This window comes from Vibrio sp. A1-1, from assembly GCF_021728175.1.
Taxonomy (GTDB): Bacteria; Pseudomonadota; Gammaproteobacteria; order Enterobacterales; family Vibrionaceae; genus Vibrio; species Vibrio diabolicus.
Map to the genome: position 1 here is coordinate 60,912 of NZ_JAKKCL010000020.1, position 26,253 is coordinate 87,164.

The window sequence follows — 26,253 nt, forward strand, 5'->3', positions numbered from 1 at the left end:
AATGCGAACTGAACCAGGTGAAATGATCGACAAAATCAGTATTGGGAATAAAATAATACACAGACTTATCACCAATCACTCGATCTTGTGAATTTTGCCCAATTGTGGATCGTTGTGTGGGCAAATTTGGGGCAAGGTGTGTTGATCTCATCAAGTTTGCAGAAATAATTGTGAATAACTTGGATCTTATTCACTGGATCGTCGATCAATCGCTGGCGATCTTGGTTATCAACAGGTAAAATTGCCAGTCTTTTCCGATAATTCAATTACTCAGTGGGGGCACCGTGTCATCTTCGCTTTGGCTGCAATGTTTGCAGCAGCTTCAAGAAGAGCTACCAGCTACAGAATTCAGCATGTGGGTTCGTCCGCTACAAGCGGAGCTCAATGACAATACTCTCACTCTATTCGCGCCAAACCGCTTTGTGTTGGACTGGGTGCGTGATAAGTATCTGAACAATATTACTCGTTTACTACAGGAATACTGTGGTGGCGACATTCCTAACTTACGCTTTGAAGTGGGGAGTCGACCTGTCTCTGCTCCAAAACCAGCGCCGACACGTACGCCTGCAGATGTGGCTGCGGAGTCATCTGCACCTGCGCAATTACAGGCGCGTAAGCCAGTACACAAAACCTGGGATGACGACGCTCAAGCGATTGCGGCGATCAATCACCGCTCAAACATGAACCCAAAACACAAGTTCGACAACTTTGTTGAAGGTAAGTCGAACCAACTGGGTTTGGCTGCGGCGCGTCAGGTATCGGATAACCCAGGTGCAGCTTACAACCCACTATTCCTATACGGCGGCACGGGTTTGGGTAAAACCCACTTATTGCATGCGGTGGGTAACGCGATTGTGGATAACAACCCGAACGCGAAAGTGGTCTACATGCACTCAGAGCGTTTTGTGCAAGACATGGTAAAAGCGCTGCAAAACAATGCGATTGAAGAATTCAAACGCTACTACCGCAGTGTGGATGCACTCCTTATCGATGACATCCAATTCTTTGCTAATAAAGAACGTTCGCAAGAAGAATTCTTCCATACCTTCAACGCACTATTGGAAGGTAACCAGCAGATCATCTTAACGTCTGACCGTTATCCTAAAGAGATTAATGGCGTTGAAGATCGTCTTAAATCTCGCTTTGGTTGGGGTCTTACTGTTGCGATCGAGCCGCCTGAGCTTGAAACGCGTGTGGCGATCTTGATGAAAAAAGCCGAAGATCACCAAATCCACCTTGCTGATGAAGTGGCATTCTTTATTGCCAAGCGTCTGCGTTCGAACGTTCGTGAGCTAGAAGGTGCACTGAACCGCGTTATCGCTAACGCGAACTTTACTGGCCGCCCAATTACGATTGATTTTGTTCGTGAAGCGCTGCGCGATCTGCTCGCTCTGCAAGAGAAGCTGGTAACTATCGACAACATTCAAAAGACGGTGGCGGAATACTACAAGATAAAAGTGGCTGACTTGCTGTCCAAACGTCGCTCTCGTTCTGTAGCGCGTCCTCGTCAGCTGGCCATGGCGTTAGCAAAAGAGCTAACCAACCACAGCCTGCCTGAAATTGGTGATGCGTTTGGTGGCCGCGATCATACGACCGTACTTCATGCGTGTCGCAAGATTGAGCAGCTGCGTGAAGAGAGCCACGATATTAAAGAAGATTACTCTAACTTGATTCGCACCCTGTCCTCGTAATCGGTTAGAATAACGGTATTCTAAGCAAATCATTTATTGAGCTGACAGCGTAAAGAGCCAAGCATGAAATTTACCATTGAACGTAGTCATTTAATCAAACCGCTACAGCAGGTTTCGGGCGCTTTAGGTGGCCGACCAACTCTGCCAATCCTGGGTAACCTACTTCTTAAAGTAGAAGAGAACGTATTGTCGATGACGGCAACCGATCTTGAAGTAGAGTTAGTAAGCAAAGTGACGCTAGAAGGTGATTTTGAAGCGGGCAGCATTACCGTTCCTTCGCGTAAGTTTCTCGATATCTGCCGTGGTTTACCGGACGATGCGATCATCACATTTGTATTAGAAGGTGATCGCGTACAAGTTCGCTCTGGTCGCAGCCGTTTCTCATTGGCAACGCTTCCTGCGAACGATTTCCCTAATATTGAAGATTGGCAAAGTGAAGTGGAAGTATCACTGAGCCAAGCAGATCTACGTACGCTGATCGACAAAACTCAGTTCTCGATGGCGAATCAAGACGTTCGTTACTACCTCAACGGCATGTTGTTTGAAATTGACGGTACCACGCTACGCAGCGTGGCGACGGACGGCCACCGTATGGCGGTATCGCAAACTCAGCTGGGTGCGGATTTTGCGCAGAAGCAAATCATCGTGCCACGCAAAGGTGTGCAAGAATTAGTGAAGTTGATGGACGCGCCAGAGCAACCTGTAGTACTTCAGATCGGTAGCTCCAATGTTCGTGCTGAGGTGAATAACTTTACTTTTACCTCTAAGTTGGTTGATGGTCGTTTCCCTGACTACCGCCGCGTATTGCCTCAGAGCACCAATAAGACCCTAATAGCAAGTTGTGACGAGTTGCGCCAAGCCTTCTCTCGTGCTGCGATTCTTTCCAACGAAAAATTCCGTGGCGTGCGTGTGAATCTGGCTGATACTGAAATGCGCATAACCGCGAATAACCCAGAACAAGAAGAAGCGGAAGAGATGCTTGATGTGACCTTTGAAGGTGACGCCATCGAAATCGGCTTTAACGTAAGCTATGTGCTTGATGTTCTGAACACGTTGCGTTGTGAAAATGTACGTGTGTCGATGTCGGATGCTAACGCTAGCGCATTGATTGAAAATGCCGACGATGACAGTGCCATGTACGTGGTGATGCCAATTCGTCTATAAGCCAACTGAATGCCTCTTTCTCGTCTCATCATTCAGCAGTTTCGAAACATTAAAGCCTGTGATATTGAGTTATCAGCAGGCTTTAACTTTCTTATCGGGCCGAACGGCAGCGGTAAAACCAGTGTCTTAGAAGCGGTTTACCTGCTCGGGCATGGCCGCTCATTCAAGAGTTCTCTCACCGGACGAGTGATACAAAATGAGTGTGACGAACTGTTTGTTCATGGTCGTTTTTTGAACTCGGATCAATTTGAGCTACCTATCGGCATTAATAAGCAGCGTGATGGCTCAACAGAGGTTAAAATAGGCGGTCAATCTGGACAAAAATTAGCGCAGTTGGCACAAGTTCTGCCTCTGCAGTTGATACACCCAGAAGGGTTTGATTTACTGACAGATGGCCCTAAACATCGTCGCGCGTTTATTGATTGGGGCGTGTTTCATACCGAGCCCGCTTTTTATCAAGCATGGGGAAGGTTCAAGCGCCTGAACAAGCAGCGCAACGCGCTGTTGAAAACCGCCAATAGTTATCGTGAGCTCAGTTATTGGGATCAGGAAATGGCAGGGTTGGCTGAAAACATCAGCCAATGGCGAGCAAGTTACATCGAGCAGATGAAAACCGTCGCAGAAACTATCTGTCAGACATTTTTGCCAGAATTTGAGATCCAATTGAAGTATTATCGTGGCTGGGATAAAGACACCCCATACCACGAGATACTAGAAAAGAATTTTGAGCGTGATCAGGCATTGGGATACACCTTTAGTGGCCCAAACAAAGCTGATTTGCGCATTAAAGTGAACGGAACGCCCGTTGAAGATGTTCTGTCACGCGGTCAATTAAAACTCATGGTGTGTGCATTGCGTGTCGCGCAAGGGCAACACCTGACAGAGATGACCGGTAAACAATGCATTTACCTAATTGATGACTTCGCGTCGGAATTAGATAGCCAACGTCGCAAGCGTCTTGCTGACTGCTTAAAAGATACGGGCGCACAAGTATTTGTAAGCTCTATCACTGAAAGCCAAATCGCCGATATGTTGGACGATAACGGTAAATTGTTTCATGTGGAACATGGCAGGATAGAGTCAAACTAGAAGAGAGAAACTCATGTCTGAAAATTACGATTCATCGAGTATTAAGGTACTGAAGGGTCTGGATGCGGTACGTAAGCGTCCAGGAATGTACATCGGCGATACGGACGACGGCACCGGCCTTCACCACATGGTTTTCGAGGTGGTGGATAACTCAATTGATGAAGCGTTGGCAGGTCACTGTAAAGACATCGTTGTGACAATTCATGAGGATAACTCGGTTTCCGTTAGCGATGATGGTCGTGGCATTCCAACAGAAATCCACTCAGAGGAAAATGTCTCTGCAGCAGAAGTAATCATGACGGTACTTCACGCGGGTGGTAAGTTCGACGATAACTCATACAAAGTATCGGGTGGTCTTCACGGGGTAGGTGTTTCAGTGGTAAACGCTCTATCTGAGAAAGTTGAGCTGACGATTCATCGTGGTGGCCATATCCATACGCAAACCTACCGCCATGGTGAGCCTCAAGCGCCACTAGCCGTTGTGGGTGATACGGATAAAACCGGTACACAAATTCGTTTCTGGCCAAGTGCCGAGACCTTCTCTAACACTGAGTTCCACTATGACATTCTGGCGAAGCGCCTGCGTGAACTGTCATTCCTGAACTCTGGTGTATCGATCAAATTGGTTGATGAGCGTGAAGCGGACAAACACGATCACTTCATGTATGAAGGTGGTATTCAAGCATTCGTTGATCACCTAAACACCAACAAAACGCCAATCATCGAAAAAATCTTCCACTTTAACTCAGAGCGTGAAGACGGCATTTCAGTTGAAGTGGCGATGCAATGGAACGATGGTTTCCAAGAGAACATCTTCTGCTTTACCAACAATATCCCACAGCGTGATGGTGGTACTCACCTTGCTGGTTTCCGTGCTGCGTTAACACGTACATTGAACAGCTTTATGGATAAAGAAGGTTTCTCTAAGAAAGCAAAAACAGCGACTTCAGGCGACGATGCGCGTGAAGGTCTAACTGCGGTTGTTTCGGTGAAAGTGCCTGATCCTAAGTTCTCAAGCCAAACAAAAGACAAACTGGTTTCTTCTGAAGTGAAATCAGCTGTTGAGTCTGCAATGGGTGAAAAACTGTCTGAGTTCCTGATTGAGAACCCGACAGAAGCGAAGATGGTTTGTTCGAAAATCATCGATGCAGCACGTGCACGTGAAGCAGCGCGTAAAGCTCGTGAAATGACGCGCCGTAAAGGTGCACTAGACCTGGCTGGCCTTCCAGGTAAACTTGCAGACTGTCAGGAAAAAGATCCGGCACTCTCTGAACTATACATAGTGGAGGGTGATTCGGCAGGCGGCTCCGCAAAACAAGGCCGTAACCGTAAGAACCAAGCAATCCTACCGCTAAAAGGTAAGATTCTTAACGTAGAAAAAGCACGTTTCGACAAGATGCTGTCTTCGCAAGAAGTGGCCACTCTGATCACTGCACTTGGTTGTGGTATCGGTCGTGACGAGTACAACCCGGACAAGCTGCGTTACCACAACATCATCATCATGACCGATGCCGATGTCGATGGTTCGCACATTCGTACGCTACTATTGACCTTCTTCTACCGTCAAATGCCAGAGCTTATCGAGCGTGGTTACGTGTACATCGCTCAGCCACCACTTTACAAAGTGAAAAAAGGCAAACAAGAGCAGTACATCAAAGACGAAGAAGCGATGAACCAATACCAAGTATCATTGGCTCTGGATAATGCATCGCTACACGTAAACGCAGAAGCACCAGCATTGGCAGGTGAAGCACTAGAGAAGCTTGTTCAACAGTACAATGCGGGGATTAAACTGGCGGAACGTATGAGCCGTCGTTACCCAAGTGCTTTGGTAAACGAGCTGATTTACACTCCTCGTCTAACTCCTGAGCAATGCCATGACGCATCAGTTGTTGAAGCGTGGACGAAGCAGCTTATTGAGCAGCTGAATGCGAAAGAAGTGGGCGCGAGCCAATACAGCTACGAAGTTGAGCAGCACGAAGAACTAGGCTTAAACTTGCCTAAGATCGTGGTTCGTACTCACGGTGTGACGCACGAACATGCAATTAGCATCGATTTCCTAAACTCGAAAGAGTACGGCAAATTAGCTGATCTATCAGAAGCACTGGATGGGCTTCTGGAAGAAGGCGCGTACATCAAACGTGGTGAGCGTACGATGCCAGTAGCAAGCTTTGCAGAAGCGCTTGATTGGTTGGTTAAAGAGTCAATGCGTGGTCTGAGCCGTCAGCGTTACAAAGGTCTAGGTGAGATGAACCCAGATCAGCTGTGGGAAACGACTATGGACCCAGAAACGCGTCGCATGATGCAAGTAACGATTGAGGATGCGGTAGGCGCAGACCAATTGTTCACAACACTGATGGGTGACCAAGTAGAACCTCGTCGTAACTTCATCGAAGAAAACGCGCTGAAAGTAGCGAACTTAGACGTGTAACGACAACTTGTCTTAATAGGAAAAGCAGCGAGAAATCGCTGCTTTTTTTGTTTTAACCACCAATGAAAATCGCCACTTTCTGCCAAGACTTTGGTTTTTCTGGTGCTAACTGCCAATAACCTGATCAAGCTTGCCATTTTATTTCTGTTTTCTTTTTTTCTCGCCATTTTGTTCGCTTGGGCGCTTTTGCTTTCTTTTTTCTGCTCGCTATAGTGCTGAAGAGCTGATGAATAAGGAGGTTGAGAAAATGGTGATGACTTTCCTGAACTAAGCCGGAGGTGATGCACTTCCGGTTCAATGCACTGAATTTATTTGTAAGACAAGGCATTAAGAAGGAAATAATCATGTTTGAACGCTGGTTCTCGGCGTACTGTTTGGCGCTGCGAACTTGGTGGTTAACCAGTCGCTTTTTAACCTATCAATCACCACTAAGGTTGTTGTCACTCTTTGAAACTTACGAGCAACAAGCCCATTGCCGTAACCGAGCTCGTATTGCGGTTGGGGATACGGTTCGCTTAGTGGATGTTGAGCGTGCTTATCAATATCGCATGACGTTAGTCAACTCGCGCAAGGGGCAACCGATGACAGGTATGCTCGCGGTCGATTCTTATTTGGGGTCTCGATTGTTAGGTCGAGCTAAAAATGATGCGTTCGAAATAGAAATTTTTAATCAGCGACGCTGCTTTGTGATTACTGAAATTGTTCATCAATCGCAGCCACCAGCGCAGAAAATGCTGTGTGGCTGTCTGTTGTGTCAATAAATAGAGGTGAAGTCATGAGTAAGAAAGACAAGAAACAACCACAGTTGAGTCTGAAAGAAAAGCGTAAGTTAAAACAGGAAAAAGCGGCAGAAAAGAGCGTTGTAAAAGCGCGTAAATCCTCCCGCAAGTAGAGTGCAGATTGAGCCCACCAGAAAGGTGGGCTTTTTAATACCGATTGCAAAGCGAGGGTAAACTGACCTTTCTGGGGAGATAGCGAGCGCACTTAAAATTTTTTATTTTTTCCCTTGAAAGTCATTTTTGACGACCTTATATCTAGTTGTGAAGAGGATGACTGGCTTGCTAGAGACTAGAAGACAGCCCTCTGGAATCGCTAAAACGAGATCGCTCAAAAGAGGATATGGCGTTTTAGCACACAACTTAAACCTTTAGATTTCCTATCATGTCTCCGAGCCAAATGATGGCCTGCGGAATGATAAGAATCTCTTAGCTCGGCGTTGGTTTTTGCATAAACACGCCTGTGAGATGAACGTCATCTGAGCTAAGACTATTGCTTAATTAAGAGGATAGATTTATGCGTAACGTAGATTTCTCACCACTATACCGTAATGCAATTGGCTTTGATCGTCTGCTAAACCTGATGGAAGCGAATACAGCGAAAAATACTTCTGGCGGTTACCCTCCGTACAACATTGAGCAAAAAGACGAGCATAACTACCGTATTACTATGGCAGTTGCTGGCTTCTCTGAAGACCAACTCGATCTGACTCAAAACGAAAACATGTTGATTGTGAAGGGCGAACGCAAAGCAGAAGAAGGCAAAAATTACGTGTACCAAGGCATTGCTGAGCGCGACTTTGAACGTAAATTCCAGCTAGCGGATTATGTAAAAGTGACTGGCGCATCAATGGAAAACGGCCTATTACACATTGATTTGGTTCGTGAAATCCCAGAAGCAATGCAACCACGTAAAATTGCTATCGGTGGCAACAACCTGCTAGAAAGCAACTAATCAGCAAGTAATTTGCTTATAGAGTGAGAAAGAGCGCCAGTTGGCGCTCTTTTTAATTTGTGTCTTTGATGTGGGAGTTTGCTTTACTGACCTTGTTGGTAAGCCTTTTCGACTTCTTCCGCGATAATCGCGATACCTTTCTGCATCATCTCATCGTCTTGAACGTAGTTCATGCGTAAGCACTGATGAGCGTGGTCCCATTCGTCTTTCTGGCCAATAAAGAAGTACTCACCCGGAACAATCAATACACCACGCGCTTTCAAGCGTTGGTACAACTCCATTGTTGTTATTGGCAGTTCATCAAACCATAACCACAAGAAGATAGCGCCTTCCGGTTTGTGAATACGGAAGCGCTCATCGGTAATCGCTTCTTGCAGCAGTTCAACCGCACGTTGCGACTTCTGCTTGTAAAACGGCTTAATCACCTCTGAACTCAGTTTAAGCAGGTCGCCTTTAGCGATGATGTGGTTTGCCAGCGCTGGACCCACACTGCCTGGTGCTAGGCTGATGATGCCGTTCATATTGGTTAACGCTTGAGTGATTTCTTCACTCGCAATCACAATCCCGCAACGCACGCCAGGCAAGCCAAGTTTGGATAGGCTCATGCACAAGATGGTGTTTTCATTCCAGAACGGTTCGACATCTTCAAAGATGATGTTCGGGAACGGCAAGCCGTAGGCGTTATCGATGATCAGTGGGATGTTGTTTTCACGTGCGAGTTTGTCCAGTTTACGCACTTCTTCGTCTGTCAGTACGTTACCCGTTGGGTTGGTTGGGCGAGATGCGCAGATTGCCGCAACAGAATCGTCGACGGTTAGCTGTTCAAAATCGACGTGGTATTTAAACAATCCGTTATCTAACAGCTCGATTTCTGGGTGGTAAGAGACAAAAATATCTTCATCAATGCCAGCATCACCATAGCCGATGTACTCAGGCGCGATAGGCAGTAGCACCTTCTTATGCGAACCGTCAGGCTGTTTACCTGCGAGTAAGTTGAACAAGTAGAAGAAGCCACTTTGGCTGCCGTTAGTTAGGCTGATGTTCTTCTCTGAAATGTCCCAACCGTAAGTTTCACGGAATAACTGAGCCAGCGCTTTCACGAACGCATCTTTACCCTGTGGGCCATCGTAGTTGGCTAGGGCGGCGACGAGCTCTCCACTGGCGAGCATTTCCTCACTGGCTTGGTGAAAATAATCGAGCATGGCAGGAATGGCGGCTGGGTTGCCTCCACCGAGCATGATGGCACCTGGTGTGCGTAGACCATCATTCAAATCGTCCATTAACTGCGTGATACCTGAATACTGATTAAATTTTTCACCAAACTTTGAGAACTGCATGCTGACTGATACCTAATTCATTGTGATTGCTTATGTGTATTGAATGCTGATGAAACATCAGCTTATAGAGTAATACTTGACCTTACCCTAATGTTATTACGACGCAAAGTGTGAATTTACTCGAAGAAGAAAAAAGTTTGTCATCAGACCAGATGATGGGGATATGAGCAGTGAATAAAAAAGGGAAGCGAAATGCTTCCCTTGCTGGTGGAGTGAATCGGCTATTCGCCAGTGTAGACGATCAGCACTTTGTCGTCGTGGTATTGGCGTTCGAATGCGTAATACCCTTCTTGATTGCGAGTGATGTGTTTGCCTTGCGCAACCGCTGGGTGGCGTTGACGGAACTCGCCGAGTTTTTGCCAATGTTGCAGCAAGTCTTCACGTTCGCCATGAATCTTATCCCATGGCATATCAGAGCGAGTACCTTGAGTAGGGTCGGAACCGGTAATACCAAAGTCACGGGCGATCTCGTCACCATAGTAGATTTGTACTGCACCTGGAGCCAGCATTAGTGCATTGGCAGCGCGTGCTTGGTCATCGAAGCTGCGGCTGCGTGCCGACCAAAACAGTTGAGTATCGTGCGAAGACAGGTAACTCAACACGTTGAACTCAGGATCGGAGTTAATACGTTCCGCGTAGCGGCGATAATCGCTATCGAGTTGAGCGAAACACTTCAGCGCTTTTGGTGCTACGTCAGATTGGAACTCGAAGTTGATGATGGAATCGAAGCCGTTATCGAAATACGGGCTTTTCACCACGCTGTGTGCCCACACTTCACCTGTCATCCAGAAAGGTAGGTCATCCAAGGCTTTGTCCGGGTTGTTTTGCTTCCATTGAGCAAGCGCTTGGCTGGTGCTGGCTTTCAACTCTGCCCACGCTTCCATTTCAACGTGCTTAGCAGTGTCGACGCGGAAACCATCAATGCCGTAGTCGCGTACCCAGTCGGATAACCAGGTAATCAGATGCTCACGTGGGGTTTTCAGCTTATCTTGCGCATTAGTGTCTTTATTGCGGAAGAAGTTCGGTAAGCCGGTTTTCTGAGTAGATTCGGTTTTGAGATCCGGTAGGTAGTTTAAAGACATGGTGATGTCGTTGTATCCCGGCGCATCGTACTCGCCGATGTCGGTACGAATCCAATCTTTGCCCCACCATTTATCCCACGCTTCGCTATCACCGTATTTGATGTAGTCGTTGAAGCTGTGCCAGCTTTGTCCTGATTTTGGCTGCCAGTCGGTCCATTTTTCACCAAGGACTTCTTTGGCTTCTTGGTCATCTAGGTAAAGCTGACCAAAGCCGAATTCCTGCATGTCTGCTAATGTCGCATAACCTGTGTGGTTCATGACTACATCCCAAATCACGCGGATGCCTTTCTTGTGAGCGGTATCGACGAAGGTTCTGAGTTCATCTTCGGTACCCATGTTGGCATCAAGCTTGGTCCAGTCTTGATGGTAGTAGCCGTGGTAGCCGTAGTGCTTAAAGTCGCCTTTATCGCCGCCGCCAACCCAGCCGTGGATTTGTTCTAGTGGTGACGTTATCCAGATTGCATTGACACCAAGTGATTCGATGTAATCGAGTTTTTTCGTTAGACCCGCTAAGTCACCACCGTGGAAGGTACCAATCTCATATTTTCCGTCTTTGCTGCGACCGTAGCTGTTGTCGTTGTCTGGGTTGCCGTTATAGAAGCGGTCAGTCATGACGAAGTACACCGTCGCGTTGTCCCAACTGAAAGGTTTTTCGGCTTGCTGCTCAACCTCTTCTAGTAACAACAGACCTTGGCTCATAGGGCCTGGCTGCAAGGTTACGCTGCCATTGGCGACTGTGGCTTCTTGTCCGGTTAAGGCATCACGAACGACAGTGCCATCATTAAAGGTTTGAGCAACGTTGATGGTTTTTGGCGCGTCAGTTGCGACAGGGCAAGAGTAGGTGATGTCTTGGTTCTGTTTGGGTTTGAGCCTAACAGTTAGCTCGTTAGTAGTTGGGTTGAGCGTAAACTGATAGGTGTTGGCTTTGAAGATGCGCAGCGGCATTTGGGCATCTGTGGCACAATTATCCATTTTTAATGGACGATTGAATTTGATGCGAGCTTCTTCTGCTAGAGCAAAGCTGCTGCCGCAGGTTTGGTTATTGTCGGCAATGGTTAAGGTATAGCTGCCTTTTTCGAGTTTTTGCTCGGCGACAAGTAAGCCGTTAGAGTTTTGTTCGAAGACGGCTGTATCGTCTCCAACGTTTAGTACGATAGCATTTTCTGGAATTTGGCTGCAGGCGCTCAATAGTCCAATAGAGAGTGCGAGAATTGTTTTTTTCATTGTGTCCTTCCCCCGAATAAACAGTCCAGTTATAGCAAAACTGTGCCTCTACAATCCGAGCTCTACACCAATAAGTTAAACGCGTCTCACCCTACAAATTTTAGTCTTGTTCACAAAATGAATAATAAGCGTCACCTTCATCAGTTTGAAGACAACAAAAAAGGGAAGCCGACGCTTCCCTTTACTTATCTCTTAATCACTTCTGAATCAGTAATGAATTACTTTTGAAGGACAGAGATATCTGCGACCTGTAAGAACAGGTTACGCAGGTTGTTCAGCAATGTCAGACGGTTCTTCTTAAGTGCTTCGTCGTCTGCCATTACCATTACGTTATCGAAGAACGCATCCACTGGCTCACGTAGATCTGCTAGCTTGCTTAGGGCTTCTTGGTAGTTACCGGTCGCAAATGCAGGCTCTAGTGCTTCAGTCATGACTTCAACGCTTTCTGCTAGTGCTTTCTCTGCGTCTTCTTGTAGCAATGCTAGGTCAATTTCTTCTGCTAGTTCGCCGTCGAATTTCGCTAGGATGTTACCAACACGTTTGTTCGCTGCTGCTAGAGACTCTGCCGCTTCCAGTTCACGGAAGTGAGAAACCGCTTTAACTCGTTGGTCGAAGTCTGCTGGTTTAGTCGGGCGACGCGCTAGAACTGCTTGAATGATGTCTACGCTGAAGCCTTCGTCTTGGTACCAAGCGCGGAAACGACCAAGCATGAACTCGATAACGTCTTGTTCAACGTTGTCGTTGGTTAGGCGGTCGCCAAACAGTGACTTCGCTTTCGCTACTAGGTCAACAAGATCTAGGTTGTAGCCGTATTCAACGATGATACGCATTACACCTAGAGATGCGCGGCGTAGTGCGAATGGGTCGCTGCCTTTAGGTGCTTGACCAATACCGAAGATACCTACGATAGTGTCTAGCTTGTCTGCCATTGCAACTGCAGTTGAAACGCCGTTTGATGGCAGTTCATCACCTGCGAAACGAGGCATGTATTGCTCGTTCAGTGCGACTGCAACTTCTTCTGCTTCACCGTCGTGGCGAGCGTAGTGCATACCCATAACACCTTGAGTATCCGTGAATTCGAATACCATTGAGGTCATTAGGTCACATTTTGCTAGTAGACCAGCACGCTTTGATTTCTCAACGTCAGCACCGATTTGCTCAGCAATGTAGCCAGCAAGCTCTGTGATGCGGTCTGTTTTGTCTTTGATCGTACCCAGTTGCTTTTGGAAGATCGCTTGCTCTAGTTCAGGCAGACGGTCGATAAGCGGACGCTTACGGTCTGTGTTGAAGAAGAACTCTGCGTCAGCAAGACGAGGACGAACCACTTTCTCGTTACCTTCGATTACGTAACGAGGCTCTTTTGATTCGATGTTCGATACGAAGATGAAGTTAGGTAGTAGCTTCTTGTTTTCGTCGTAAACAGGGAAGTACTTCTGGTCACCTTTCATGGTGTAAACCAACGCTTCAGAAGGCACTTTTAGAAACTCTTCTTCGAACTTCGCTGTTAGTACTACAGGCCATTCAACCAGAGACGTTACTTCTTCTACTAGGTCATCTTCTAGATCAGCGATACCGCCAACTTCGGCTGCCGCTTTTTGTGCGTCAGCTAGGATGATGGCTTTACGTGCTTCGTAATCTGCCATAACTTTACCGCGCTCTTCTAGGATTGCAGGGTATTGCTCAGCAGAATCGATAGTGAACTCTTGTTCACCCATGAAGCGGTGACCACGGATAGTGCGGTCAGAAGCAACACCAAGGATCTCGCCTTCGATTAGGTCGCTGCCCATTAGCATGGTTAGCGTCTTAACTGGACGGATGAACTGAGTTGTTTTGTTACCCCAGCGCATTGGTTTTGCGATAGGTAGGTTTGCTAGTGCTTTCGCTGCAAGTTCAACTACAATCTCAGACGTTGGCTGACCTTTCACTTCTTGTTTGAACAGTAGCCATTCACCTTTATCTGTAACCATGCGCTCTGCTTGGTCAACAGAAATACCACAACCGCGTGCCCAGCCTTGAGCCGCTTTGGTTGGGTTGCCTTCCGCGTCAAACGCTGCAGAAACCGCAGGACCACGCTTTTCAACCACTTTGTCAGACTGGCTTTCTGCTAGTGCCGCGACTTTAAGTGCAAGACGACGAGGAGCCGCAAACCATTTCACGCCTTCGTGAGCAAGCTCAGCGCTTTTTAGTTCTGCTTCGAAGTTTGCTGCGAATGCTTCAGCTAGCGTACGAAGTTGCGTTGGTGGTAGCTCTTCTGTACCTAGCTCGATTAGAAATTCTTTTGCCATGTTCTCTACCCCTTACGCTTGTTCTTTCTTACACATTGGGAAGCCAAGAGCTTCACGCGATGCGTAGTATGCTTCTGCTACTGACTTAGTCAGATCGCGAATGCGCAGGATGTAACGCTGACGCTCAGTTACTGAGATCGCTTTACGTGCGTCTAGTAGGTTGAATGCGTGACCTGCTTTTAGGATACGCTCGTAAGCAGGTAATGGCAGTGGCTTTTCAAGCTCAAGCAACTCTTTACACTCTTTCTCACACTGCTCGAAGAAACCAAATAGGAATTCAACGTCTGCGTGCTCGAAGTTGTAAGTCGATTGCTCTACTTCGTTTTGGTGGAAGATATCACCGTAAGTCACTTTGCTGCCGTCTGGTGCGATGTTCCAAACTAGGTCGTAAACCGAGTTTACTTCTTGGATGTACATTGCTAGACGCTCGATACCGTAAGTGATTTCGCCAGTGACTGGTTTACACTCAAGACCGCCAACTTGTTGGAAGTAAGTAAACTGAGTCACTTCCATACCGTTTAGCCAAACTTCCCAGCCTAGACCCCATGCGCCTAGTGTTGGGTTTTCCCAGTTGTCTTCTACGAAACGGATGTCGTGTACAAGAGGGTCAATACCAAGAACTTCAAGGGAGCCAAGGTACAACTCTTGAATATTGTCAGGCGATGGTTTTAGCGCTACTTGGAATTGGTAGTAGTGCTGAAGACGGTTAGGGTTTTCACCGTAACGGCCATCAGTAGGACGACGTGAAGGTTGTACGTAAGCTGTCGACATTGGCTCTGGGCCAAGCGCTCGTAGACAGGTCATTGGGTGAGAGGTACCCGCACCCACTTCCATATCTAGCGGTTGAACAATGGTACAGCCATTTTGAGCCCAATAATCCTGCAGCGCGAGGATCATTCCCTGGAAGGTTTTGATATCGTATTTTTGCATAAGTCAGGTTCGCGCGATTCTCTTGTTACTCGTTAATTCGTCATCTATGCCGAGTTTTTCAACTCTAACAACGGCGATAAAGAGTAATTACGGTTGAATAAATTAACAATCTAGTATAACCAGATATTGAGCATGGGAGTAGAGCTAATCTTGATTAATTCGTGGGCGATTTTCTCCTTTAATGAATTTTTACCGCGTTATCTGCTGTATTTTTCTTAAAAGGGAGTTTTTGCCTGCTTTGGCTCTTGAGAAGCGCAACAAAGGTGGCTAGAATTGCGCCTGTCTTTGGGGAGTAGCTTACCTGATGAAGTTTCTGTTTCATCTGGTTCGTCCGTCAACATAATTGGTGCAAAATCACCATGGCGTTCGAGACTTGAAGCCTTTCAAGTTTAGCAAGACCTTAGACAAATCATCACGAACCGGGGTAGGGGCGTGAGGTTTGTCTTCGGTTAAAAATAATAATCCCTGCCCCAATGAGCATGTCGTGAGCGTTTTAGCTATTTCAATTACTACTGTAGCGTTAGCAGAAATTGGCGATAAGACCCAATTGCTATCTCTATTACTCGCAAGTCGTTACCGCAAACCAATACCAATTATTGCAGCAATCTTTTTGGCAACCATTGCCAACCACGCTTTGGCTGCATGGTTAGGTGTGGTTGTCGCTGACTATTTATCACCTGATATTTTAAAGTGGGTGCTGGTGGTCAGTTTTGTCGCGATGGCGGCTTGGGTGTTGATTCCTGATAAGTTGGATGATGACGAACAGATTTCAAACCGAGGTCCTTTCATTGCCAGCTTTATTGCTTTCTTTGTGGCTGAGATTGGTGATAAAACTCAGATCGCCACTTCTATCCTAGGCGCGCAATACGCGGATGCGCTGAGTTGGGTCATACTTGGCACGACCATTGGTATGTTGTTGGCTAATGTGCCTGTGGTGTTAATTGGTAAGCTTTCAGCAGACAAGATGCCCCTGGGGTTGATTCGTAAAGTCACCGCTATTTTGTTCGTGTTGTTGGCGATTGGTGCGGCCTTCTTTTAATGTTTTTAGGCGGATAACGCAGCCTGAAAATGGAGAATGTTATCCGCGAACAATCGTTAAAATGATGCAAATAATCAATAACTAGCGAATTAGTGGCGTAGCTCAAACTCTGACTTAAAATCGCTCCGTAGCGTGACGGATGACATATTAGTGTCATACTTGTCATGGTAGTTTAATGGTGTGAATGATAGCGAGAGGGCAAGTTTATGCTTACACGTTACATGGGGATGACCCCAAAGAGTCAGAGTTATTTATTCACCTTTGGTTTGGCGCTGTGCTTGTTAGCGATGGTACTGACTGATATGTGGTTGCCGATTGTGGCAGGATCGTTCGTTCTTACTGGATTAACAGTAGAGGCGTGGATTCGCGTAGCCCACATCATTCCTATGCATGAAGAGATGCGGGCAATGAAAAAACAACTCAACAAGCTCCAATCAGAAGTTCGCACACTCGAATACGATGAATAAACAAACGGCAGCCAATCGGCTGCCGTTTTTAATTCGACCAGATTATTCCAATCCTTTCTTGATCAGGTACTGATACGGAACTTGCTCCGTTTGTGCTGCAATTAATTGGTGATCCATAAAACGGCAGAAACTCGGAATGTCTCGAGTCGTGGATGGGTCATCTGCTTTGACCAGCAAAATCTCACCATCTTGCATGTTGCGAATTGTCTTCCTGACCATCATCACTGGCTCTGGGCAGCGCAGTCCTTCCGCCTCTAATGTCTTTGTTGCCAGTTCAGGATTAAAGCTCATAGTGTGATTCTCGTAACTAACTTAGCGGTGAATTCTACGTTCGTTGAAAAAATATTCAATAACCACTTGGCAAACGGAATTTTTTGTTTTACCTTAAATTAACAATTTGGTAACAACTGGCAAGGGAGAGGCAATGTTAACAGCGTTAGACAGACTTACGATTTACTCCGTACTTTGTTTTATCTCGTTTTGTGCTTTAGTACTCAGAACGCCAGCTGACACCTCTTTGATGCCTCTTGTAGGCATGGTTGCCACTATTATTGGGATTTGGATCGAGATGCGCAAATGGTCAGGTGCATCTGAGCAAGAAAATTAGCGCTTTTTGCTTCGATCAGAATACTTTAATAACGCTCACCTATTTTTACCGACACTTCATTCCGACACTATCCCCATTTTTCTTGGGCTTCCCCGCTGAAAGGCGGGATTTTTTTTGCCTGAAGAGTACAATTTACCCAAACACATACAAAATAAGTGGCTAATTCGTGGAACTGGAAGACATCTATCGCCGAGATTTAAATTTACTGGTTGCGTTGCGAGTACTGATAGAAGAAAACAGTGTCAGTAAGGCGGCAACACGTCTGAATTTGAGTCAATCGGCAATGAGCCGTGTGCTTGGTCGTCTGCGTGACTTATTGGGAGACCCGCTGTTTACTCGTCAGGGACAGCATTTGATCCCAACTCAGAAAGCGTTAGAGATCGATCGCTCATTAGGCGAGCCATTAGAGTCTTTACGTCAGTTGTTATCTCCGGTTGAGTTTGACCCATTGCAATGCGTACAGACTTTCAACATCGTGACCACCGACTATGCCATGCAAACGATCTTACCGTTCGCTTTGCCGAGAATTTACCAAGAAGCGCCAAACGTGTCTTTTAACTTCTTACCACTGCAACACGACCGTTTATCAGATCAGCTCACTTATGAAGGTGCAGACTTAGCGATTTGTCGCCCGACAGGTCCGGTGGAGCCGCTACGCAGTGAAGTGTTGGGGCGAGTAGGGGTGCTGTGTATGCTTTCAAAACAGCATCCATTAGCGGATAAAGAAATGAGCTTGGATGATTATCTGAGTCATCCACATGCCATGATCGCCATCAGTGATGGTGTTAAGGCACTGATCGAACAAGCTTTGATGGAGAAACCTAAGCGTAAAATGGTTCTGCGGGCTTATCATTTAGAAGCCGCATTGGCGATCATGGATACCTTGCCAATTATCATCACAGTGCCAGCGGACTTGGCGTATCTGGTTGCCGAGCGTTATGACTTGGTGGTGAAACCACTACCCTTCCAATTTACTCCATTTGAGTATTCGATGATTTGGCATGCGCGTTGCGAGCATTCTCCTGCTCAAGAATGGTTAAGAACGATTGTGCGTGAAGAATGTAGCCGTCTAATAGCTAAGCGTATCGAAGATATGGGACTAAACTGCTAACAAAAAGAGCCAGCAATGCTAGCTCTTCGTCTGTTTACGCTGAGTCAGTGTTTATAGCTTGATAACCACACGACCCGTTACTTGACCGTTGGTGATGTCTTCTGCGTATTTGGGTGCTTCTGCTAGTTCTACTTCAGTACACGCTTGCTCGAAATAGCTGTCTGGTAGTAGTTCAACCAGTTTTTCCCATGCTGAGATGCGTTTCTCTGTTGGACACATTACTGAGTCCACACCTTGTAGACGAACGTTACGTAGGATGAACGGCATCACTGTAGTTGGTAGATCAAAACCACCTGCAAGACCACAAGCGGCGACTGCACTGTTGTAATCCATTTGCGCCAATACTTTTGCTAGTACTTTGCTGCCGACGGTATCTACCGCACCTGCCCATACTTGCTTTTCAAGTGGACGTGCTGGTTCCTCAAATTCAGTACGGTCGATGATGCGGCTAGCACCTAGTTTTTCAAGTAGCGGGCCGTTTGTCTCTACACGTCCTGTCACTGCAGCAACTTTGTAGCCAAGCTGTGTTAGGAGCGTTACTGCAACCGAGCCTACGCCGCCACTTGCGCCCGTTACTAGGATTTCACCAGCTTCAGGTTTGATGCCTGCATCAAGCAGTGCTTGAACACATAGCATACCAGTGAAGCCAGCAGTACCAACCATCATTGCTTTTTTGCTGTCTAGACCTTTTGGTAGTGGCACTAGCCAATCCGCTTTTAGACGAGCACGTTGAGCCATGCCACCCCAATGGTTTTCACCCACGCCCCAGCCAGTTAAGACCACTTTGTCACCAGCTTGGTAACGCGAATCTTCAGAACTTACAACCGTACCCGCTAGATCAATGCCAGGTACCATCGGGAAGTTACGGATGATTTTACCTTTACCTGTGATCGCCAAACCATCTTTGTAATTCAACGATGAGTAATCGACTTCAACCAGAACGTCACCTTCCGGCAGTTGTGTTTCATCGATTTGCTCGATACTAGCGATAGTGCGTTTGTCTTCTTGGTTTAGAACTAGAGCATTAAACATAAGGTTCTCCGAAATTGCGTTAGCGTGACTCAGTTGCCACATACAGCAAGATATTAACTGTCTATAAGTCTATGTCTTCTCTATCTATGAATAAAATGAAAGTTACTCATTTCATGTATGCTTTGTATGCATGTTTACTGTGTTTGGCGTAAAACAAAGGGCGACATCTGATGTCGCCCTTAAGTGTAATACTAAATTATTTTAGTATTTATTCATTTCATGCTGGTTGTTGAGTAGATCACTACGACTATCGTTGTTTTGAGCCTACTTCACTCCAAGCGTTAAGGCCTCTCAAATACGGTCGCTATACCCTGACCCAAACCGATACACATAGTGGCCAGACCATATTTCGCATCTTTCGCTTCCATTAGGTTGATCAACGTTGTTGAGATGCGTGAACCAGAACAGCCTAGTGGATGACCCAATGCTATCGCACCACCGTTAAGGTTGACCTTCTCATCCATCACATCAAGCAGACCTAAGTCTTTAGCACACGGCAGAGACTGCGCTGCAAATGCTTCGTTTAGCTCAACCACATCCATGTCTTCAATTGAAAGACCAGCACGCTTGAGCGCTTTCTTTGTTGCAGGTACCGGACCGTAACCCATAATAGAAGGATCGCAGCCCGCAATGGCCATGCCTTTGATGCGTGCACGAATTTTCAAGCCAAGCTCATTGGCTTTCTCTTCGCTCATGATCAGCATCGCTGATGCGCCATCAGACAGCGCTGATGATGTACCGGCTGTTACTGTGCCGTTTGCTGGGTCAAACACAGGACGAAGCTGAGACAGACCTTCAACTGTTGTCTCTGGACGAATCACTTCATCATAGTCGAGAGTAAACAGTGTACCGTCAGCCGCATGGCCTTCAATTGGTAGGATTTCGTTTTTAAAGCGACCCTCTACGGTTGCTGCGTGCGCACGAGCGTGAGAGCGCGCGGCAAACTCGTCTTGTTGCTCACGGCTAATGCCATGTAATTTACCAAGCATTTCAGCCGTTAAGCCCATCATGCCCGCAGCTTTTGCTACGTTCTTTGACATACCAGGGTGAAAGTCTACCCCGTGGTTCATCGGCACATGCCCCATGTGCTCAACGCCACCAATTAGGCAGATTTCAGCATCGCCAGTCATGATCGCACGTGTACCGTCATGCAGCGCTTGCATGGATGAGCCACACAAACGGTTAACCGTCACAGCGCCAATTTCAATCGGCAGGCCCGCGAGTAGCGCGGCATTACGTGCAACGTTAAAGCCTTGCTCTAGTGTTTGCTGTACACAACCCCAGTAGATGTCTTCAATCTCGCTTGGGTTCACTTGTGGGTTACGTGCAAGAATGCCTTTCATTAGACGCGCAGATAGATCTTCTGCTCGTGTATGACGGAAAGCACCACCTTTAGAGCGACCCATTGGAGTACGTAGACAATCGACTACGACAACATTTCTTGTTTGATTAGTCATTTTAGAATCCCTCCTTAGATAGAACCTTGCTGTTGTGCACCGTAAAAGCTTTCACCTTTCGCCGCCATATCAATCAGCATTTGCGGTACTTGGTACATCGCACCTAGCTCGGCGTGTTGTTTTGCCATTTCAACGTATTCAGCAATACCCACGCTGTCTAGATAGCGGAATACGCCACCGCGGAATGGAGGGAAACCAAGACCATAAACCAATGCCATGTCTGCTTCCTGCGGAGTAGCGATGATGCCTTCTTGAAGGCACAGCACAACTTCGTTGATCATTGGAATCATCATACGTTGAATGATGGTCTCATCGTCAAAGTCCTGCTTATCGGCACAAACGTCAGCGAGCACCGGCAAGATCTCTTCAGAGAAGGTTTTCTTCGGCTTACCTTTTTTATCTATGGTGTAGCTGTAGAAGCCATTACCATTCTTCTGACCATATTTGTCTGCTTCGAATAGTGCATCAATCGCATCACGACCTTGTTTACCCATACGCTCAGGGAAACCCTCTGCCATCACAGCTTGTGCGTGGTGCGCGGTATCAATGCCGACTACGTCAAGCAAGTACGCCGGTCCCATCGGCCAGCCAAACTTACGCTCCATGACTTTGTCGATTTTCGTAAAGTCAGCACCATCACGAAATAGCATGCTGAAGCCGCCAAAGTATGGGAACAATACGCGGTTAACGAAGAACCCTGGGCAGTCATTAACGACAATTGGTGATTTGCCCATTTTCGCAGCATACGCCACAACACGATTGATGGTTTCATCAGAGGTGTGCTCACCACGGATGATCTCAACAAGAGGCATACGATGCACTGGGTTGAAGAAGTGCATACCACAGAAGTTTTCTGGGCGTTTTAGTGATTTTGCCAATAGGTTGATAGGAATCGTCGAGGTGTTTGAGGTGATAATGGTGTCGTCACCGACATGGGATTCGACTTCACTCAAAACCGCCGCTTTTACTTTCGGATTTTCAACGACAGCTTCAACAATCACATCAGAGTTTTCAATACCTGCGTAATGTAGGCTCGGTGTGATTGACGCTAAAATACCCGCCATCTTAAAGCCGTCAATGCGACCGCGAGATAAGCGTTTATTCAGCAGCTTAGATGCTTCAGTCATGCCTAGGTCGAGCGACGCTTGCGCGATGTCTTTCATTAAGACAGGCACACCTTTTAGCGCTGATTGGTAAGCAATGCCGCCACCCATGATACCTGCACCTAACACGGCTGCACGTTGCGTGTCTTTACTTGCTGACTTCGCTGCTTTTTTCGCAATGCCTTTGATATATTGATCATTCAGGAATAGGCCAACGAGTGATTTTGCTTCTTCCGATTTAGCCAATTTCACGAAGTGCTTACGTTCAATGTCTAACGCTTCATTACGTGCAAAGCGAGCACCTTCTTCAATCGTGATAACGGCTGTCATTGGGGCAGGGTAATGAGGACCTGCTTTTTGTGCCACCAGACCCTTCGCCATGGTGAAGCTCATCATTGATTCAAGCTTACTCAGCGTTAGCGGAGATGTTTTCTGTGCTCGGCGTGCTTGCCAGTCAAGTTTCTCGTTAATTGCAGAGTTAAGAGTTTGTAGTGCTGATTCGTATAAAGCATCAGTCTCTACAACAGCATCGAGTAAGCCAATTTTCAATGCTTCATCAGCTCGGCATGCTTTGCCTTGGGTGATGATTTCCATTGCGCTGTCTGCGCCAATAACGCGAGGTAAGCGTACACAACCACCAAAGCCTGGCATGATTCCCAGTTTCGTTTCTGGTAGGCCGATGCTGGTGGTTTTGTCACCAATACGCATGTCTGTTGCTAGTACACATTCACAACCGCCACCAAGAGCGTGGCCTTTGATCACTGAGATGGTCGGAACGGGTAAGTCTTCTAATTTGTTAAAGATGCTATTAGCAAATTGCAGCCATTGGTCGAGCTCGGCATCCGTTTTAGCAAACAGACCTAAAAACTCGGTAATGTCTGCGCCTACAATGAATGCGTCTTTATCTGAAGTGAGCAACAACCCCTTGAGGCCTTGATGGGCAATGAGCGCATCAAGAGCTTTATCTAGCGATTCCAATGTCGCTAGGTCGAGTTTGTTGACGGATTTTGGAGAGCAGAAGCTTAGCTCTGCAATACCATCTTGTATTTCCTTTACCTGTAGGGTTTCGGCTTGGTAAATCATTGTCTATCTCCATGACATACAATCGTGGATTGTCTGTATACCTATTTCAACGACGCCGTGTACCTCGGCAAATAGGTATCGAGGAAGTCGTTTTATTTTTGTTCTGGTTTGACCAGTAAAGTTAGTTTGGATCGTGGATTGTCTAATTTCAATACATTTTTTAAACAAGTGTTTAACATTGTGCGCTGTGGCAGATCTTATGCGACGGGTAAATCACACTCGTGATAGACTTCAGGCAAATAGACCTGAATCCATAATCCTATGAATGACAAGCCTTATCTGATTCCAGCAGAGCTCGCTCAATTTGAAGAAGAAATTAAAAAGAGCGTATTCATTACTTATTTGGCGCACACGCCAAGTATCGAAGCTGCAAAAGCATTTGTTGATCAAATCAAAGCTAAACACGCTGATGCTAGACATAACTGTTGGGGCTTTGTTGCTGGTCGCCCGGAAGATTCAATGAAATGGGGTTTTAGTGATGATGGGGAGCCATCCGGAACTGCAGGCAAACCGATCCTGGCGCAGCTGTCTGGATCTGGTGTGGGGGAGATCACGGCAGTGGTCACGCGATACTCTGGTGGAATCAAGTTAGGTACAGGCGGCTTGGTTAAAGCGTATGGGGGTGGAGTACAACAAGCGCTCAAGCTGCTTCAAACTATTGAGAAAAAAATAACCACAAAGCTCAGACTAACGTTAGACTATGGGTTTATGCCGATCGCACAGTCAATCATGCCGCAATTTGGTGCGATAGAAGTCGAGGCTGAATACAGCGATCAGGTCGTATTAGTGGTGGAAATTGAGCTTCGAGAAGTGAGCGCGTTTACCCAAGCAATCATCAATAAAAGCGGGGCAAAGGCAATTGTCACTCCGCTAGACGGACAATAATGAAAAACAGGAAGCAACAGGGACAGCTTCGCTAGTCAATTTATCCATGCAATTTCGTTCAATTATTCGAATCGTCGGGCTACTGCTCGCACTCTTTAGTGTCACTATGCTTGCGCCAGCACTCGTTGCGCTGATCTATCGAGATGGTGCAGGTGTGCCTTTTGTCACGACATTTTTTGTTCTGCTGTTTTGTGGGGCCGTTTGTTGGTACCCAAACCGCAGGTATAAGCACGAGCTTAAAGCTCGAGATGGCTTTCTTATTGTCGTCTTATTCTGGACAGTACTTGGCAGTGCAGGCTCGATCCCCTTTCTCATTGCTGACAACCCGAACGTCTCAGTCACAGATGCGTTTTTTGAATCGTTTTCTGCTCTCACTACGACCGGGGCGACCGTTATTGTTGGTTTGGATGAGTTACCTAAAGCGATTCTATTCTATCGACAGTTACTGCAGTGGTTCGGAGGTATGGGAATCATCGTATTAGCTGTGGCGATTTTGCCAGTACTTGGCATTGGTGGTATGCAGCTTTACCGCGCCGAGATCCCTGGTCCAGTCAAGGACACTAAAGTGACGCCGCGCATAGCAGAAACTGCTAAGGCGCTTTGGTACATCTATTTGAGCCTGACTATCGCCTGTGCATCGGCTTTTTGGTTAGCTGGTATGACGCCATTTGACGCCATCAGTCACAGCTTTTCCACCATTGCCATTGGTGGCTTTTCTACCCACGATGCCAGCATCGGATACTTTGATAGTTACGCGATTAACCTGATTACGGTGGTTTTTCTGCTTATATCTGCATGTAACTACACGCTGCACTTTGCTGCATTTGCATCAGGTGGCGTACATCCCAAGTATTACTGGAAAGATCCTGAGTTTCGCGCCTTCTTGTTTATTCAAGTGCTGCTATTTGTCATTTGCTTTCTATTATTACTGAAACATCACTCTTACACATCGACATACGATGCTTTCGATCAGGCACTGTTCCAAACCGTGTCAATTTCGACAACAGCGGGCTTTACAACGACAGGTTTTGCGGACTGGCCGCTCTTCTTACCTGTACTGCTATTGTTCTCCTCTTTTATCGGTGGTTGTGCTGGTTCAACAGGCGGCGGCATGAAAGTGATTCGTATCCTGCTTCTTACCTTACAAGGTGCGCGTGAACTAAAACGTTTGGTCCATCCTCGCGCAGTTTACACCATCAAAGTCGGTGGTAGTGCTCTGCCGCAACGTGTTGTCGATGCGGTTTGGGGTTTCTTCTCCGCGTACGCATTGGTATTTGTGGTTTGTATGTTGGGCTTGATTGCTACAGGGATGGACGAGCTCAGTGCATTCTCTGCGGTGGCTGCAACTCTGAACAACCTCGGTCCAGGCCTGGGGGAAGTGGCGCTTCACTTTGGTGATGTTAACGACAAAGCAAAATGGGTATTGATAGTTTCTATGCTGTTTGGTCGTTTGGAAATCTTTACCTTACTTATTCTACTTACGCCGACATTTTGGCGTAGCTAAGGGGAAATCGTGGCAAAAGCATTATTTCTATACTCTTCCCGCGAAGGGCAGACTAAAAAAATTCTCCACTATATAGATGAACAACTTCCAGACTTCGATTGTGAGCTGGTGGATTTACATAATGTCGAGACGATTGACTTCAGTCAATACGACAGAGTGTTGATAGGCGCCTCTATTCGTTATGGTCATCTTAATAAAAAGCTATACCAGTTTATTGAGCGAAATCTCAATCAATTGGAGCAAAATAAAGTGGCATTTTTCTGCGTAAACCTAACCGCTCGTAAAGAGGACCAAGGAAAGGATACACCTGAAGGTAGTGCTTACATTCGCAAGTTTCTAATTAAGTGTCCTTGGAAACCAACGCTAATCGGTGTTTTTGCTGGTGCACTTTATTACCCACGTTACAGCTGGTTCGACAGAACTATGATTAGGTTCATTATGTCGATGACAGGTGGCGAAACCGATACGACCAAAGAAGTGGAATACACCAATTGGGAAAAAGTGGCTCTTTTCGCAGATAAATTCAGAGAACTGTAGAAATAACGTGCTCTTTTGACTGCTTTTGATGCAAATTTATCCGAACGATAAAAAAATCAAAAAAAACGTGAAAAAGGGCTTGCCAATGTGATCGCAATCTCTATAATGCCACCTCGCTGACACGGCAACGCTTCGAAAGAAACGAAGTCGAGGTTGGCAAGCCAAATTAGCCAAGCGGAAACGCTTGAAGAAAGTTTGAAAAAAGTGATTGACACTAAACTTTAACTCGCTAAAATGGCCGTCCTGTTTTGAGCAAAGCTCAACAGGAAAGCTCTTTAACAATATAGACCTATCAATCTGTGTGGGCACTCGTTGATGATAATCCAATTAGATACCTCGGTATCAAATTAGGTTTCAATGAAACGAAGTGACCATTGAATCGAAAGATTCAGCACAGTCAATTCAAACATTACTTTATGTAATGTTCAGTATTCATTGAGCCGAACAAAATCTTAAATTGAAGA

General features: G+C 46.5%; 22 protein-coding genes. 13 read left to right on the forward strand and 9 right to left on the reverse strand.

Annotated features, from left to right (window positions below; translation table 11 throughout):
• The first annotated feature begins 284 nt into the window (after window positions 1-284).
• The 6 genes from dnaA to L3V30_RS21515 all read left to right on the forward strand — a co-directional run bounded on the left by dnaA (window position 285) and on the right by L3V30_RS21515 (window position 8,106).
• Window positions 285-1,691 carry a chromosomal replication initiator protein DnaA gene (gene dnaA, locus L3V30_RS21490; protein WP_005378835.1) on the forward strand — a complete coding sequence of 469 codons (1,407 nt, stop codon included), beginning with the start codon at window positions 285-287 and terminating at the stop codon, window positions 1,689-1,691.
• Between the two features lie 63 nt (window positions 1,692-1,754).
• Window positions 1,755-2,855: a DNA polymerase III subunit beta gene (gene dnaN, locus L3V30_RS21495; protein ID WP_005394106.1), complete on the forward strand. Its 1,101-nt coding sequence runs from the start codon at window positions 1,755-1,757 to the stop codon at window positions 2,853-2,855.
• A 9-nt stretch (window positions 2,856-2,864) separates the two neighbouring features.
• Window positions 2,865-3,944, forward strand: a complete 1,080-nt coding sequence (gene recF / locus L3V30_RS21500) for a DNA replication/repair protein RecF (RefSeq protein ID WP_237309826.1) — start codon at window positions 2,865-2,867, stop codon at window positions 3,942-3,944.
• Window positions 3,945-3,957: 13 nt separating this feature from the next.
• Entirely contained in the window at window positions 3,958-6,375 is a 2,418-nt protein-coding gene (gyrB, locus tag L3V30_RS21505; protein ID WP_005394109.1) for a DNA topoisomerase (ATP-hydrolyzing) subunit B, read from the forward strand.
• A 344-nt stretch (window positions 6,376-6,719) separates the two neighbouring features.
• Entirely contained in the window at window positions 6,720-7,136 is a 417-nt protein-coding gene (locus L3V30_RS21510) for a GreA/GreB family elongation factor (protein ID WP_237309827.1), read from the forward strand.
• Between the two features lie 532 nt (window positions 7,137-7,668).
• Window positions 7,669-8,106, forward strand: a complete 438-nt coding sequence (locus L3V30_RS21515) for an Hsp20 family protein (RefSeq protein ID WP_005458680.1) — start codon at window positions 7,669-7,671, stop codon at window positions 8,104-8,106.
• Window positions 8,107-8,189: 83 nt separating this feature from the next.
• Here L3V30_RS21515 and L3V30_RS21520 read toward each other — a convergent pair whose 3' ends face one another.
• The 5 genes from L3V30_RS21520 to L3V30_RS21540 form a co-directional block, all read right to left on the reverse strand.
• Entirely contained in the window at window positions 8,190-9,443 is a 1,254-nt protein-coding gene (locus L3V30_RS21520) for a valine--pyruvate transaminase (RefSeq protein ID WP_114324064.1), read from the reverse strand.
• A 221-nt stretch (window positions 9,444-9,664) separates the two neighbouring features.
• Complete coding sequence (locus tag L3V30_RS21525; RefSeq protein WP_237309829.1) at window positions 9,665-11,749, reverse strand: alpha-amylase; 2,085 nt, start codon at window positions 11,747-11,749, stop codon at window positions 9,665-9,667.
• 218 nt (window positions 11,750-11,967) lie between these two features.
• Complete coding sequence (glyS, locus tag L3V30_RS21530; protein WP_237309831.1) at window positions 11,968-14,034, reverse strand: glycine--tRNA ligase subunit beta; 2,067 nt, start codon at window positions 14,032-14,034, stop codon at window positions 11,968-11,970.
• Between the two features lie 12 nt (window positions 14,035-14,046).
• The gene (gene glyQ / locus L3V30_RS21535; protein ID WP_237309833.1) at window positions 14,047-14,964 is read right to left on the reverse strand and encodes a glycine--tRNA ligase subunit alpha; all 918 of its coding nucleotides are present in this window, start codon (window positions 14,962-14,964) and stop codon (window positions 14,047-14,049) included.
• A 178-nt stretch (window positions 14,965-15,142) separates the two neighbouring features.
• Entirely contained in the window at window positions 15,143-15,286 is a 144-nt protein-coding gene (locus L3V30_RS21540; protein WP_012841258.1) for a hypothetical protein, read from the reverse strand.
• A gap of 162 nt (window positions 15,287-15,448) precedes the next feature.
• Here L3V30_RS21540 and L3V30_RS21545 point away from each other — a divergent pair, with 162 nt between their 5' ends.
• The gene (locus L3V30_RS21545) at window positions 15,449-16,003 is read left to right on the forward strand and encodes a TMEM165/GDT1 family protein (RefSeq protein ID WP_012841256.1); all 555 of its coding nucleotides are present in this window, start codon (window positions 15,449-15,451) and stop codon (window positions 16,001-16,003) included.
• Between the two features lie 206 nt (window positions 16,004-16,209).
• Window positions 16,210-16,470, forward strand: a complete 261-nt coding sequence (locus tag L3V30_RS21550) for a hypothetical protein (protein ID WP_031780377.1) — start codon at window positions 16,210-16,212, stop codon at window positions 16,468-16,470.
• Window positions 16,471-16,512: 42 nt separating this feature from the next.
• On the opposite strand, the gene tusA is transcribed toward L3V30_RS21550, so the two are convergent.
• Window positions 16,513-16,761: a sulfurtransferase TusA gene (tusA, locus tag L3V30_RS21555; protein ID WP_005394130.1), complete on the reverse strand. Its 249-nt coding sequence runs from the start codon at window positions 16,759-16,761 to the stop codon at window positions 16,513-16,515.
• 133 nt (window positions 16,762-16,894) lie between these two features.
• Here tusA and L3V30_RS21560 point away from each other — a divergent pair, with 133 nt between their 5' ends.
• Together L3V30_RS21560 and L3V30_RS21565 are read left to right on the forward strand one after the other, a co-directional pair.
• Window positions 16,895-17,077 (forward strand): hypothetical protein, encoded by a 183-nt coding sequence (locus L3V30_RS21560; protein ID WP_005394131.1) that lies wholly within the window; start codon window positions 16,895-16,897, stop codon window positions 17,075-17,077.
• 166 nt (window positions 17,078-17,243) lie between these two features.
• Window positions 17,244-18,188, forward strand: a complete 945-nt coding sequence (locus L3V30_RS21565) for a LysR substrate-binding domain-containing protein (RefSeq protein WP_005378881.1) — start codon at window positions 17,244-17,246, stop codon at window positions 18,186-18,188.
• A gap of 51 nt (window positions 18,189-18,239) precedes the next feature.
• Here the strand turns inward: L3V30_RS21565 and L3V30_RS21570 are convergent, their stop codons facing one another.
• The 3 genes from L3V30_RS21570 to fadB all read right to left on the reverse strand — a co-directional run bounded on the left by L3V30_RS21570 (window position 18,240) and on the right by fadB (window position 22,863).
• Window positions 18,240-19,220, reverse strand: a complete 981-nt coding sequence (locus tag L3V30_RS21570) for an MDR family oxidoreductase (RefSeq protein WP_237309835.1) — start codon at window positions 19,218-19,220, stop codon at window positions 18,240-18,242.
• A gap of 281 nt (window positions 19,221-19,501) precedes the next feature.
• A complete protein-coding gene (fadA, locus tag L3V30_RS21575) occupies window positions 19,502-20,677 on the reverse strand; it encodes an acetyl-CoA C-acyltransferase FadA (protein WP_047010268.1) in 1,176 nt (391 codons plus the stop codon).
• 14 nt (window positions 20,678-20,691) lie between these two features.
• Complete coding sequence (fadB, locus tag L3V30_RS21580) at window positions 20,692-22,863, reverse strand: fatty acid oxidation complex subunit alpha FadB (protein ID WP_237309837.1); 2,172 nt, start codon at window positions 22,861-22,863, stop codon at window positions 20,692-20,694.
• Between the two features lie 261 nt (window positions 22,864-23,124).
• Here fadB and L3V30_RS21585 point away from each other — a divergent pair, with 261 nt between their 5' ends.
• From L3V30_RS21585 to hemG, 3 genes are read left to right on the forward strand one after another with little or no spacing between them, the layout of a single operon-like run.
• Complete coding sequence (locus L3V30_RS21585; RefSeq protein WP_074190073.1) at window positions 23,125-23,748, forward strand: YigZ family protein; 624 nt, start codon at window positions 23,125-23,127, stop codon at window positions 23,746-23,748.
• A 46-nt stretch (window positions 23,749-23,794) separates the two neighbouring features.
• A complete protein-coding gene (locus tag L3V30_RS21590; protein WP_006743175.1) occupies window positions 23,795-25,252 on the forward strand; it encodes a TrkH family potassium uptake protein in 1,458 nt (485 codons plus the stop codon).
• Window positions 25,253-25,261: 9 nt separating this feature from the next.
• Window positions 25,262-25,789, forward strand: a complete 528-nt coding sequence (gene hemG, locus L3V30_RS21595) for a menaquinone-dependent protoporphyrinogen IX dehydrogenase (RefSeq protein ID WP_237309840.1) — start codon at window positions 25,262-25,264, stop codon at window positions 25,787-25,789.
• Window positions 25,790-26,253 lie beyond the last annotated feature (464 nt).